Annotated in this window: 11 protein-coding genes and 1 pseudogene; 7 read left to right on the forward strand and 5 right to left on the reverse strand. The window is 53.9% G+C overall.

Annotated elements, in window-relative coordinates:
* The first annotated feature begins 173 nt into the window (after positions 1-173).
* Together FHS18_RS24665 and FHS18_RS24670 are read left to right on the forward strand one after the other, a co-directional pair.
* The gene (locus tag FHS18_RS24665; RefSeq protein WP_183603047.1) at positions 174-1340 is read left to right on the forward strand and encodes a stalk domain-containing protein; all 1167 of its coding nucleotides are present in this window, start codon (positions 174-176) and stop codon (positions 1338-1340) included.
* 157 nt (positions 1341-1497) lie between these two features.
* A complete protein-coding gene (locus tag FHS18_RS24670; RefSeq protein ID WP_183603048.1) occupies positions 1498-1701 on the forward strand; it encodes a hypothetical protein in 204 nt (67 codons plus the stop codon).
* Positions 1702-1843: 142 nt separating this feature from the next.
* Here the strand turns inward: FHS18_RS24670 and FHS18_RS24675 are convergent, their stop codons facing one another.
* On the reverse strand, positions 1844-2656 hold the full coding sequence (locus tag FHS18_RS24675; protein ID WP_183603049.1) for a Cof-type HAD-IIB family hydrolase: 813 nt from the start codon (positions 2654-2656) through the stop codon (positions 1844-1846).
* Between the two features lie 179 nt (positions 2657-2835).
* Here FHS18_RS24675 and FHS18_RS24680 point away from each other — a divergent pair, with 179 nt between their 5' ends.
* Positions 2836-4284, forward strand: coding sequence for a S41 family peptidase (locus FHS18_RS24680; protein WP_183603050.1), 1449 nt, complete (start codon positions 2836-2838; stop codon positions 4282-4284).
* Positions 4285-4371: 87 nt separating this feature from the next.
* Here FHS18_RS24680 and FHS18_RS24685 read toward each other — a convergent pair whose 3' ends face one another.
* Positions 4372-5742, reverse strand: coding sequence for a glycine--tRNA ligase (locus tag FHS18_RS24685; protein ID WP_221401449.1), 1371 nt, complete (start codon positions 5740-5742; stop codon positions 4372-4374).
* A gap of 312 nt (positions 5743-6054) precedes the next feature.
* Complete coding sequence (locus FHS18_RS24690; RefSeq protein WP_183603052.1) at positions 6055-6378, reverse strand: putative quinol monooxygenase; 324 nt, start codon at positions 6376-6378, stop codon at positions 6055-6057.
* A 97-nt stretch (positions 6379-6475) separates the two neighbouring features.
* On the opposite strand from FHS18_RS24690, the gene FHS18_RS24695 reads away from it, so the two are divergent.
* Positions 6476-7213, forward strand: a complete 738-nt coding sequence (locus tag FHS18_RS24695) for a class I SAM-dependent methyltransferase (protein WP_183603053.1) — start codon at positions 6476-6478, stop codon at positions 7211-7213.
* 9 nt (positions 7214-7222) lie between these two features.
* Here the strand turns inward: FHS18_RS24695 and FHS18_RS24700 are convergent, their stop codons facing one another.
* Positions 7223-7831: a DUF2087 domain-containing protein gene (locus tag FHS18_RS24700; RefSeq protein WP_183603117.1), complete on the reverse strand. Its 609-nt coding sequence runs from the start codon at positions 7829-7831 to the stop codon at positions 7223-7225.
* Between the two features lie 194 nt (positions 7832-8025).
* Here FHS18_RS24700 and fsa point away from each other — a divergent pair.
* A pseudogene (fsa, locus tag FHS18_RS24705) lies at positions 8026-8677 on the forward strand (fructose-6-phosphate aldolase).
* Positions 8678-9593: 916 nt separating this feature from the next.
* Here fsa and FHS18_RS24710 read toward each other — a convergent pair.
* On the reverse strand, positions 9594-10361 hold the full coding sequence (locus FHS18_RS24710) for a tryptophan-rich sensory protein (RefSeq protein WP_183603054.1): 768 nt from the start codon (positions 10359-10361) through the stop codon (positions 9594-9596).
* A gap of 215 nt (positions 10362-10576) precedes the next feature.
* Between FHS18_RS24710 and FHS18_RS24715 the strand changes: the two genes are divergently transcribed.
* Together FHS18_RS24715 and FHS18_RS24720 are read left to right on the forward strand one after the other, a co-directional pair.
* On the forward strand, positions 10577-11509 hold the full coding sequence (locus FHS18_RS24715) for a hypothetical protein (RefSeq protein ID WP_183603055.1): 933 nt from the start codon (positions 10577-10579) through the stop codon (positions 11507-11509).
* A gap of 204 nt (positions 11510-11713) precedes the next feature.
* On the forward strand, positions 11714-12376 hold the full coding sequence (locus FHS18_RS24720) for an MBL fold metallo-hydrolase (protein WP_183603056.1): 663 nt from the start codon (positions 11714-11716) through the stop codon (positions 12374-12376).
* Positions 12377-12435 lie beyond the last annotated feature (59 nt).

Raw genomic sequence — 12435 nt, forward strand, 5'->3', positions numbered from 1 at the left:
ATCGAAACATAAAGCTGTTCTACTGCAGGTACACTGCAGCGGGACAGTTTTTTTGTTATCGCAAATTTTGTAAAAAAATAACAAAATAAATGCAACCTTCCACGGACCGTTATCGTTGAGAAAGTTGCGGGTAAGAACAATGAAAGCGATTGCTAAGATGAGGAGTGTGAAGAATGAAACGCAGACGTCTGTTGCAAAAGAGTGTACTCGCCGCTTCCTTGGTTGCGCTGGCTTGTGCGGGTGTGAACGTCTCGGAGACGGCCACCGCTGCCGGATTGACGAAGAAGGCGCCGGACATCCGCGTATCCGTGAACGGTACATACACCTTCGAGCAGGGCGCGGTGCAGTGGGACGGTATCACTTATTTGAACGTGAAGGAGGTCAATCATATCTTTGGGGATGCAGCTCTCGTAGAGAACGCTTCGGCAGGCACCTTTACGCTGCTGTATCCTGGCATGAAAGCTGTCTATACAACGGGGCAGAGATCCGTTATCGTGAACGGCAAGAAGCACGTTCGTGACTACGCTAGCGTGAAGAGAACCGCAAGCGGGACTTATATTGCGCTGCGCGAGCTTAGCGATCGGCTCCAGGGCGGCATATCCTTTAACTCGCAGACAAGAACAGTTGTTTTGAATTATAAGGAACGCTATGCGGTAGGCCGGCATGAGTCGACCAGCGTGTGGGTGGATAAACAGAACGGTACGCTATATATCAGCAAGCAGGGGCAACTTCCCCAAGCAGCCGGTCAGACGTCATTCAAGCCGAGAGATTTGGTTTACGTGACGTTCAAGCAGTTGTCGAATGCTTCGCTGCTCGTGACGATTAGCGACTCATGGGGCGAACCGCATCTGGGAATGGACTATTATAAGATTATTGTCCATAATGGCAAAGTCGTGCGGGAAGCGAAAACGAGTTACTATGGTTTCCGCTCATCGGCGAGCATTGACCAGGCAGGGAATAACCTGCTATTGATCGATCAAGGCAAGCTGCATTGGGTGCGGCCGGATGGCGTTACGGTGCAGTCGCTCGATATTGGCAGCCGCCTCGGGCTGCAGGACGTATTCACCGTCGAATATGCCGATCAAGACGTATTGCTAATCCGTCCCTATACGGTAGGAAAGCTGATTCTCTACAACATGAAGACGGGAACGGCAACCGAGCTGTACAAGAAGCTGCTGACAGAGGAAGAACAGGAGATTCTGGACACCTGGGTGACTAGCGAGGCCGATTATCCGGGCGATCAGCTGTGGTTCGCCAAGTTAGAGGGGAATACGCTCTTCTTCAAGCATCGCGTCCTGCTCAGAAGCGAGGAGAAGGTGCTTCGTTACACTTTGGAATAAAGCTTTCTGCCTGTGATGCATGAAAAGTACCGCCTTCCTTTGCTCATAAGGAGGGCGGTTTTTCATGGAAGTTGTTGGAGTTAGATAGAGGAATTCGGGGAATAGGTATGGAAGTAGCCTGGGATACGGAATACGAGATCGAACAGGAGGGTACAAGATGGCATGGATTACATTGCTCGAGCATGACACCCTCAGCGCGCGTCTGGATACGGATGATAACCAGCTGCTGCTGGAGGTGGGCAGCGGCGGGTTACGGGCGGATTATGTGACCGTTAGCCTGGGAATGGACGATATTCACTTACTGGAGGAAGCCATAGCGGCCTATAAGGAACGAGTTGCGCTTCGTTCGAAGAACGAGTGAGTACAACGGCCGCCGACTCGCTACTAGCTTGCTGCAAGCTCCATAGGCAATTAGCAGCATGAAGCGAAAAATCGCTCTTCGCCATCTGAGACAGCCTTATCGGCGGTCCAGAGAGCAAAGAGCGATTTTTGTTAATAAAAGCTTAAGCGTTCGTCTCGGCTGGTTGCAGCACGAATTTCTCGATGACTTGACGTACGCCTTCTTCGTTATTGGTGCCGGTCACGTACTGGGCCAGCTCCTTCAGCTTCGGCAGCGCGTTGCCCATCGCAACGCCAAGGCCGGCGACTTCGATCATCTCGTGATCGTTCCACGAGTCGCCGATCGCGATGACTTCGTCGAGCGTACAGCCGATATGCTCCGCCATGAAGGCGATAGCGTGGCCTTTGGTGCCTTCCTTGTGCGTGAATTCCAGGTAATGCGGCTTCGATTTCGTAATATGGACGCGATCGCCGATCAGCGGCGCCAGCTTGGCTGCCATCTCGTCGAGATAGTCCGGATCGTCGATAATGAGCATCTTCGTGGACGGTTGCTCGAGCAGCGTATCGTAGTCTGGCTCGACGACGCATGGGATTTTGGAAAGGAAGGAATAACGGCGGGCTTTCTCGTTGTCCTCTTGCACGTACAAGATATCATCGATATACAGCTGGAGATGGAGGTTATGCTCCTGGCAGAAGGCAAACAATTCTTTGGCGGCATCCTTCGGTACGCTCCGCTCATAGAGTACCTGCTCGTCGAACAGCGTCTTTACTAGCGAGCCTTGATACGTGATGATCGGGACGTTCAGCTCGATCTGAGCAGCGATTTTCTGGGCGGACGGGAACATCCGGCCAGTAGCCAGCGTAACGAATACGCCTTGTTCGGCTGCTGCCTTCAGCGCGGCTTTCGTACCTTCGGTTACGACCAATTCATCGGTTAGCAAGGTGTCATCGATATCAATAGCAATCATTTTGTACATGTGGATCTTCCGCTCCTCTTTATCTAGGTTTGCATTTAAGTGTAGCCCAAATCATGGAGGGGAACAAGCAACAATTCACGGTTTTGTCATGGCCGGCGGATGCTGCCCAGGTTGCGGCTACCAGTCCAAATGCGATAAAGTGAGAGAATTAGCATGCATGGGAAGCGGAGTGATGAACGATGAACTTATATGGTGCGGAAGCAGCCAAGGAACGGCGCCGCGTCGTGCAGGCCGGGATTTTTGCAGTTGTTATTATTGCTGCTTTTCTATGCGGCAGGTATTCGGTCGAGTGGCAGCATCCGATCTTGAAGGTACCTGCATTTCAGAATCTGAGCTACGCTTATAAAGAGATTATGAACGGCTATCTGGAAGGCGCGGAGGCCAAGAAGCTCGTCGACGGGGCGACGGAAGGGATGGTCGCTTCGCTGGAGGATCCGTATTCCGTCTATTTGCCCGGCGACGAGGGCGAGTCGTATATGCAATCCTATGAGGATCACTTTGTCGGCATCGGCGTTGAAGTACGGGAGGAAGATAAGCAATTCATTATCGATACGGTGATCGAAGGCGCTCCCGCGGAGAAGGCAGGCATTAAGGCCGGCGATACGATCGTTGCGGTGGACGACCAAGCAGCGGCGGGGATGGAGTCCGATAAGCTGCTCGGGCTCGTGCGCGGCGAAGAGGGGACGGAGGTAACACTGACGCTGCTCCGGGCCGGCGAGGAGCTGAAGATTACGGTCGAACGCGGTTCGGTACCGGTGAAGACCGTCTCCTACGAGATGCGCGAGGACGGCGTCGGCGAGATTACGATTACCCGATTCGCGGACAAGACGGGCGAAGAGTTCGATGAAGCGATGAAGGCGCTGCAGGAGAAGGGGATGAAGGCGCTTCTGCTCGATCTTCGGGGCAATCCCGGAGGACTGCTCGATCCGACGATCCATATCGCCAACTGGTTCGTGCCTAAAGGCAAGACCATCGTGCAGGTCGTCAGCAAGGACGAGAAGAGCGTCGTTACGCACAAATCCGAGCAGAAGAAAGCGTGGACCTTGCCGATCTCGGTATTGGTCGACAGCCATTCCGCCAGCTCCTCCGAAGTGTTGACGGCCGCGCTGAAGGATACGGCCGGGGCAACCGTAGTCGGGGAGAAAACGTACGGCAAAGGCATCGTTCAGCAGTTCCGCCAGCTCAAAGACGGCTCCGTATTGAAGCTGACGAAGGCGCAATGGCGCTCGCCTAACGGACAATGGATCCATAAGAAAGGGATCGAACCGACGAATCCGGTCAGTCCCCCAAGCTACGCGTTATTGTCCGCGCTGCCGACGGGCATTAACTTGAAGCTGGGCGATTACGGCGATCAGGTGAAGACGGCTGAGCAGATGCTGAAGGCGCTCGGATTCCTTCCTGGAGAGGTCGGCGGCGTCTATGATGAGGCGATGGTGGAGGCGGTCGAGCGCTTCCAGAAAGCACAGAACATCCCTGTGATGGGTACCGTGAACGATAAGACGGCTTACACCATCGTCACGTTGTTGTCGGACAAATACGAGAAGGAAGACCCGCAGCGGCTGAAGGCGGTAGAGCTGCTGAAGGAAGCGGTTGCTTCCGGAGCTTCGGGATCGGATACGACCTCGTAATATTCCCGCTAAAATGACAAACAGCGGCAGGCTAGGACTTGCAAGGTCCTTAGCCTGCCGCTGTTTTTTGCTGCTGCTTGAATCCGACTAGAACTTGATCCGTTCTGCAATATACCCTTTCAGCTCCGCGATCGGCACGCGCACTTGGCTCATCGTGTCGCGGTCACGTACCGTAACGGACTGGTCGGTCTCGGATTCGAAGTCGTAGGTGATGCAGAACGGCGTGCCGATCTCGTCATGTCTGCGATAACGCTTGCCGATCGAGCCGGCGTCATCGAAGTCGACGTTGAATTCCGAAGCGAGGTCGGCGAAGACGTTCGCCGCGCCTTCGGTCAGCTTCTTCGACAGCGGGAATACCGCAGCTTTGATTGGCGCAAGGGCCGGATGCAGCTTCAGCACGACGCGGCTGTCATCGCCTTCAAGCGCTTGCTCTTCATACGCGTCGATCAGGAACGCCAGCGTTACGCGGTCCGCGCCGAGCGAAGGCTCGATGCAATAAGGAACATAACGTTCATTCGACTCCTGGTCGATGTAATGGAAGTCCTCGCCGGAATGCGTCATATGCTGCTTCAGATCATAGTCCGTGCGGTCAGCGATGCCCCACAGCTCGCCCCAGCCGAACGGGAAGCGGTACTCGATATCGGTCGTCGCATTGCTGTAGTGAGACAGCTCATCGTCGGCATGGTCGCGCAGACGGATATGCGCCTCGGTCATGCCGAGCGAGAGCAGCCAATCCCGGCAGAAACCGCGCCAGAATTCGAACCATTTCAGGTCTTCGCCCGGCTTGCAGAAGAACTCCAGCTCCATCTGTTCGAACTCGCGCGTACGGAACGTGAAGTTGCCCGGCGTAATTTCGTTGCGGAAGCTTTTGCCGATCTGGCCGATGCCGAACGGGAGCTTCTTGCGCATCGTGCGCTGGACGTTTTTGAAATTGACGAAGATACCCTGCGCCGTCTCCGGACGAAGATAAATCTCGTTCGCGCTCGACTCGGTGACGCCCTGGAATGTTTTGAACATCAGGTTGAACTGGCGGATGTCGGTGAAGTCCGCGCTGCCGCAATCCGGACAGACGATGCGGTGCTCCACGATGAGCGCCTTCATCTGGTCGAACGACATGCCGTCGACGATCAGCTCGATCTGCTTCTCGTTCAGTACTTCTTCAATCAGCTTATCCGCGCGGTGGCGGGCTTTGCACTGCTTGCAGTCGATCATCGGATCGTTGAAGTTGCCGACATGCCCGGAGGCGACCCAAGCTTGCGGATTCATCAGAATGGCGGCGTCCAGACCGACATTGTAGGGGGATTCCTGAATGAATTTTTTCCACCACATGCGCTTGATGTTGTTCTTCAGCTCGACGCCGAGCGGACCGTAATCCCATGTGTTCGCCAGCCCGCCGTAAATCTCCGATCCCGGAAAAATAAAGCCGCGATGTTTGGCCAACGCCACGATTTTGTCCATTGCAGGGTTTGTGCTCATCTTCTCGTCCACTCCTTAAGCTTATAATAAAAAAAGCCCCCGTCTCCTAAGCATCGTCTACGATGCCTAGGGACGAGAGCTGTTGCACCCGCGGTTCCACCCTAGTTGACTTTCGGCACAGCGCCGAAAAGCCCACTTTGCTTGTTGACTGCTCCGGACCGCCGTTTCCCTGATGCTCCTTACCGGGCTTTCACTAATCCCCGGCTCGCTGCAAGTGAGTGGTATCAGGTACTATTGTCCTTCGACGCAGTGATGTTGAATTTTCGTTCATCTTAGCGCAAGTCGCTTCAGAAATCAATGGGCTGTGTCGTCTAATTGAAAGCCTTTGCCGCCGACTGGCCGTAATCTCGTGCCGTCCACGCCGGCAATCAAGGGCATGGCTTGCGCGATGGCTGCTCTCGTCTCCGGCTGGGCGAGGGAAGCTGCATGGGCTTCGGCGCTTGTCCACATCTCGGTCACCCACAGGACATCGGGTTCCGTCTCCGATAGATGAACGACATAGGTTTCACAGGCAGGAATCGCATGCATCGCATGAGCGGCTTCCAACAGGATATTAGCTAGGGTATCGCGCTCGCCGGCTTTTGCCGTAAATTTGGCGACCATCGAGAACTTTTGCATCGAAAGCACCTCCGATAATTCAAGTTTTTCCATTATGATAAGGGTTGTAAACGATTGATGTATAGGAAAAGCGCGACATGGAAGCGGAGGAAAGCATATGAAGCAGAATAAATATGACGATAGGGGCTTTTTCGCAAAATACAGCGAGATGCCGCGCTCGCTTGGCGGTCTGGAGGCGGCGGGGGAATGGACGACCTTTCGCGCCATGCTGCCGGAGCTGAGCCAGAAGCGGGTGCTCGACCTTGGCTGCGGCTTTGGCTGGCATTGCCGGTATGTAAGAGAGCAGCAGGCGCAGTCGGTCGTTGGCGTCGATCTGTCGAGCAACATGCTGGAGCGCGCCCGGACTATGACCGATGATCCGAATATTACGTACGTCCATCAGGCGATCGAGGATATTGCCTTCGCGGAGGAGCAGTTCGATGTGGTCCTAAGCTCGCTGGCCATCCACTATGTGGCGGACATTGACGTCCTGTTCCGGAAGGTGCACGATACGCTTACTTCTGGCGGGGCATTCGTCTTCTCGGTCGAGCATCCGATCTTTACCGCGCTTGCCGCGCAAGATTGGCATTACGGTCCGGAAGGGCAGAAGCTGCACTGGCCGGTTGACCGGTATCACGATGAAGGCGCACGCGAAGCGAGATTCCTGGACCATGACGTCATCAAATATCATCGTACCTTGGCGACTTACGTGAATGCGCTGCTTGAAGCGGGCTTCACGCTTACGAAGCTCTCGGAGCTGACGCCGACGCAAGTGATGCTGGAACAGAACCCGGCTTGGCAGGAAGAGGTCCGCCGTCCGATGTTCCTGTTAATCTCGGTGGTCAAAGGCGGGTAGGTACTGCGCCTACGATAACGTCTCCCATTTCTCCCACATTTCGCGCGGGTTACGCTCGTAAATCTCTTGCTCCCTGAACAGATAGGCATGCATGATGAATTCACGGCGAATCGTCGCGTAATCCGGATGAAACTGTTCGATGAACCGGTTTATTTCCTTCTCCGTGTAAGACTTGCCCGGCTCGAGCTTCTCGGCCAAATATTCCAGCACAATCCGCTTCTTCTTGAGCTGGGAGGGAATATGCTTCAGCTTCCCTTCGGCAGTCATGAAGTTCTTAAGGACAGATTGCTTCAAGCGCTCGTTCTTCTCATCCATCGGTTCGTTCTCGTTCGGTTCTTCGCTTGCTCGTTGGTTAATAAGCTGGGACATCGCACTTGCATAGGCTTGCAGAAAATAGTGATTGAGCGAGAAGTAGATCGCGTTCTTCTCCCGCCGTTCGTTAACGAGACTGACCGCGCGAAGCTTGGCTGCGTGATGGGTCACGGTAGCCGGGGAGATGCACAGCTTCCCTGCCAGAGCCAGGCCGGTCAGCTCGCCTTCGGACAACAGGATAAGCATTCGCATGCGGGTCGGATCGGCCAGTGCTTTGTGGTAGCTGACGATTTTGTCAAGCTGCATCATGTTGGGTCGCTCCTTAAATTAGCTGTCTAGCTAATTAGATATATATTAAATTAAATCCATACTACGTCATTCACGCAGCTTCCGTCAATGCGACTCCAACTATTGTGCAGACTTGGTCATGATCTCCAGCCGCTGGTGAGAAACTAGGGGAGATGGTCGAACTCGTGCGAAGTGAGGGAGGAGGGTGAGGAATGAAGTTTTATTTGGATACGGCTAATGTCGAGGTGATTAAACGGGTCGCCCGGCTCGGCCTTGTTGACGGGGTGACGACGGATCCATCTTTGATCGCCAAGGAAGGCAGAGACTTCAAGGTGATTATCGAGGAGATAAGCTCGCTTATCCCTGGGCCGATAAGCGCCGAAGTGATCGCCAAGTCAGCTTCGGATATATTGAAGGAAGCGGAGGCGATCAATGAATGGGGTTCGAATGTCGTCGTGAGGCTGCCGATGACGGAAAGAAGGGTTGGAAGCTATGCATACGCTCGCTAGTCAAGGGATCAAGACGAACGTAACGCTTATTTTCTCTGTCGCGCAAGGCTTGATGGCGGCCAAGTCAGGGGCAACCTACATTAGTCCGTTCGTTGGACAATTGGATGATGGCGGCAATGAGGGGCTCAAGCTGATCCGCGATCTGCGGACGGTGATGGACAATTACGGATTTTCGACCGAAATTATTGCGTCTAGCCTTCGTACGATCAAGGATGTCGAAGAGGTCGCCATCGCGAGCTCCCATATCGCGGCAATTCCGGAAGCGCTGATCCCTTCGCTCTGGGAGCATGCGCTGACAACAGAAGGAATCGCGCAATACACACGCGATTGGGGCAACATGAACGGTCCGACCTGACACGGCTGCAAAGATGCTGCGCACAGGAAAAAGGGATTTGCGGCTGTCAGCAGACAACCGAAATCCCTTGTTTACACAACCAGTCCAATTCAATTGACTTTGACACGCTCCGTTCCAACCACTCGAGCTGCACCTTTCGTCCTTCACGCACATGAAGCGAAATTCAGTAAAGCGGCAATATGTTCTTCATACCTTGACTTAGTGACCTGACTTAGTGACCTGACTTAGTGACCTGACTTAGTGACCTGACTTAAGTGACCATGACTTAGTGACCTGACTTCAGTGGCGCTTGACTATGAGTTCCCACATGTCGGATAAAGCTTATGTTGTGCTCCTTTCTCAAGTTGTTGCTAACCGATGGACGACCATCTGGTTCGTCTTGCGATTAGATAAGGTTCGACATGCTTCGCTTACCTATTTCAATGGACTATCCCCTTTCCTTGAAGGTCAACATTCGGTAGGCAACTGCTGTGGAACTTAGCTTCTCCTTAAGCTGAAGTTCCGTATCCGAATGTCTTGGCTTTATTATAGGGGACTCGTACAATTATGTAAATATTCAGAAAATTGAATTATATTCGATTTGTAAAGCCCAGCACCAGGAATGCTCGCCTATGCTCTGTTTTTTGTGGAATTACGACGATTCCGACGATTGGTTTCAAGTTGCTTGTCGGAAGACAAGGAATGCAGCATTCGTCGATAACGATTGGTTTCAAGTTGCTTGTCGGAAGACAAGGAATGCAGCATTCGTCGGTAACGATTGGTTTGCGTTGCTTGTCGTAAGACAAGGAATGCAGCATTCGTCGGTAACGATTGGTTTCAAGTTGCTTGTCGGAAGACAAGGAATGCAGCATTCGTCGGTAACGACAGCAAAAAGGCTCTTCGCCGCAAGCGAAGAGCCTTGCTTCCTGACGCGCAGCTATCTAAGCTTCAGCGCCCGAACTTTGCGTAAGGCAATTCCGATCGCATAGATGAGAATCAGGACAGCCGAGATCAACGCAGTTGTCGACACGGCGCTGTAATCCTGCTGTTTGTAGGCAATCGCCACATACGCCCAGACGAATACGAGCATGAAGTAAGGATCAGCATACCGGGTACCCATGACGAAGACGAGCAGCGTGCCGAAGATGAGCAGGATGATCGTCCACGTCACCTCCGACAGGCCAAAGCCGTTCCATCCCGCCTTGTATAGCGCGACGGAAATATTGACGATCGTGGCGACGCAGATCCAACCGAGATAGATGCGGAAAGGCAGTTGAACGAGAAAGCGCTCGCCGGTCGTCGGCTTAGAGGTGGCGGTTACGACGCGCGTGTAGAGCACGATCAGCGTGATGAGCAGGGCGAGCATAATGAATACGCTGGCTGTGACATATTCATAATGCCAGGCAAAGATCCACGCCATGTTGAATAGGCTGCTGAGGAGAAACCAGGGGCCGATCTGACTTACTGTCGGCAGGCGCGAAGCACGTGGACGCGCCTGATAGATCGCGAAACCGATCAGCAGCAGATAGATGAGCGACCAGATGCTGAACGCGTAACCGGCCGGCGTGATGAGCACCGGGTATTGATCCGACAGCTCCCCGGTGGTTTTGCCGTTCAGGGGCAAGAGCGTGGCCATCGCATTGACGGCAATAACGGCGATGACGGCGGCGATATTCCACCATCGGTACGGGTTGCGGTGCTGCATAGGGAAATCCTCCTTGTATGAACCATTGTTGGCTTAAAATTATCTACTATTCGGTATATATTCACCAATCCCCCTTTTTAGTAAACGAACTTGTACGAGTCGCGGATTGACATGGATTAGCGCCCGGAATTGCAGCGCTTTTAGCATCCAATATATGACATTATGGAATAATAATGGTAAAATAAACCGGTGAAGTTTAGAGGAGGTCATACGCGTTGAAACGATGGATGGTAGGGCTGATATTGCTGCTGCTCTTGGCTGGCTGTACGCAGAACGAGTCGAAGGAACCGCAGGATCCGCCGACAGTCGCGGCTAATAACAAGGAAGCGGAACAGAACGATACGGGCGGCAGCCCTGATGCGAATACCGAACCTGAGCAGGTTACGGCACCGGAGCAGCTGGTGGAGCCCGAGGTGCTATTGGAAGGGCAGTACGCTTTCGCGGACGAAGCGGGCAAGCGGCTGTTGACGTTGGAAGGAGAAACGCCGGTAACTCCGGCTCAGAAGTATGCTTATGCAATCGGTCCGGGCGGATCGGTATTGCCGATCGCCTTTGCGAATGACCAGCCGGGGGACGAACAGGGGAATGGCCGGCAGACGATGGCGAACTTCGATCATTTGGCAGGGGCGGTGTATACCGTTACGGAAGGCGCGGCGGAACCGAATGCGACGTATTTCTTGACCGCATCAGATGCGTGGAGTCATTCGAGCGCGGCATTAAGCACGGAAGGACAAGGGGAACAAGCGACGGAGGCGTTAATCGAGACGATCGCAACAGCCAAAAACCGCCCCGTTCAATACGCGGCCAAGGTTGGAGATGTCGAGACGGAGCGGGTCCTGTACTTGGTCCAATTCGAGCGGCAAGGTGATGACATGCTGGCCAGCCTTGTGCTTCAGCAAGGTGACCAACTGTCGTATTACGATATGCCGGCTGTCTACAATGAAGGGAGCACTTGGCGCGTCGACGATGGGGGCGAGATTCATGCGGAACAGTTCGCCTTGTACGCCGCCGCGGATACAGCCAAAGGGTTGCTGCTGGGTCTCGCTTGGATCGGCGCGGAAGGCGAGAATGCCTTCTTCCTGTTGGAGGATGGAGCAGGATTGAAGGAAGCGGGCGGACGTGTCGGCCGTTACATGGCACCGGAATAAAGGGACGCAGTTACAAGGCGAAGGAGCTGGCTTCTTCGTCTTTTTCGTTGTGCGAAGTAAGACGAATAACGCTTCTCGTCATCGTGTTCCGAGAATAAGTATCGTGTAAAGAAACAGCCCATTGACACCGTTCAGCCATCTTAGGTATATTATAACCAACGGTTAGTAACCAATGGTTATGAATTAGAACGGAGCGTGGATAACGTGAAAATAACGCAGATTTCGAAGCATATTTGGAGCTTGAAAATATGGATGATCATTCCGGTGCAAGTGTGGGTGGTCGTGGAAGAGGATGGCGTCGTCCTCGTCGATGCGGGCATTCCGTCGATGGCTGGCGGCATCATGAAGTTTATCGAGAAGTTGAACGCAGGGCCGCTCAAGGCGATTGTGCTAACGCATGGGCATTCCGATCATGTCGGGGCGATTCCGAAGATACGCGAGCGCTATCCGGTTCCTGTCTATGTGCACGCGATCGAGAAGCCGTTCATGGAAGGCGAGGCGGCATATCCAAGACGGAAGAAGGCAGCCGCGAGTCTGGCCAAAGGGATCGCAAGCCCGCTGCCAGATACAAGCATCAGCAATTCGGCGCGATTCGGCAGTCTGGCGATCCACTGGACGCCAGGACATTCGCCTGGCCATGTGGCGTTCTATCATGAAGGGGACGGCGTTCTGCTCGCGGGGGACCTGTTCACCGCGAAGAAAGGGCAGCTTCGCAAGCCGATGGCGATGTTCACGGCGGATATGGCAGAAGCGATGCGCAGCAGCCAGATCGTGCGCCAGCTGCAGCCCAAACGGCTGGAGGTATGCCACGGCAGCTCGGTGCTCAACCCGGCGTCGCAGATGGAGCGGTATTTGCAGCAAGCTTAGATGCGTGGTCCGAAAAATGATTAAGAGCGTGAAGGGTCCCCTTAGGGATTCCTCCACGC

This window comes from Paenibacillus phyllosphaerae (assembly GCF_014192105.1).
Taxonomy (GTDB): Bacteria; Bacillota; Bacilli; order Paenibacillales; family Paenibacillaceae; genus Paenibacillus_Z; species Paenibacillus_Z phyllosphaerae.

What these genes read in the sequence shown, in the direction of transcription:
- FHS18_RS24665 (WP_183603047.1), top strand. Translation starts at nt 174, where the DNA reads ATGAAACGCAGACGTCTGTTGCAAAAGAGTGTACTCGCCGCTTCCTTG.
- FHS18_RS24670 (WP_183603048.1), top strand. Translation starts at nt 1,498, where the DNA reads ATGGCATGGATTACATTGCTCGAGCATGACACCCTCAGCGCGCGTCTG.
- FHS18_RS24675 (WP_183603049.1), bottom strand. Translation starts at nt 2,656, where the DNA reads ATGTACAAAATGATTGCTATTGATATCGATGACACCTTGCTAACCGAT.
- FHS18_RS24680 (WP_183603050.1), top strand. Translation starts at nt 2,836, where the DNA reads ATGAACTTATATGGTGCGGAAGCAGCCAAGGAACGGCGCCGCGTCGTG.
- FHS18_RS24685 (WP_221401449.1), bottom strand. Translation starts at nt 5,742, where the DNA reads ATGGACAAAATCGTGGCGTTGGCCAAACATCGCGGCTTTATTTTTCCG.
- FHS18_RS24690 (WP_183603052.1), bottom strand. Translation starts at nt 6,378, where the DNA reads ATGCAAAAGTTCTCGATGGTCGCCAAATTTACGGCAAAAGCCGGCGAG.
- FHS18_RS24695 (WP_183603053.1), top strand. Translation starts at nt 6,476, where the DNA reads ATGAAGCAGAATAAATATGACGATAGGGGCTTTTTCGCAAAATACAGC.
- FHS18_RS24700 (WP_183603117.1), bottom strand. Translation starts at nt 7,831, where the DNA reads ATGCAGCTTGACAAAATCGTCAGCTACCACAAAGCACTGGCCGATCCG.
- FHS18_RS24710 (WP_183603054.1), bottom strand. Translation starts at nt 10,361, where the DNA reads ATGCAGCACCGCAACCCGTACCGATGGTGGAATATCGCCGCCGTCATC.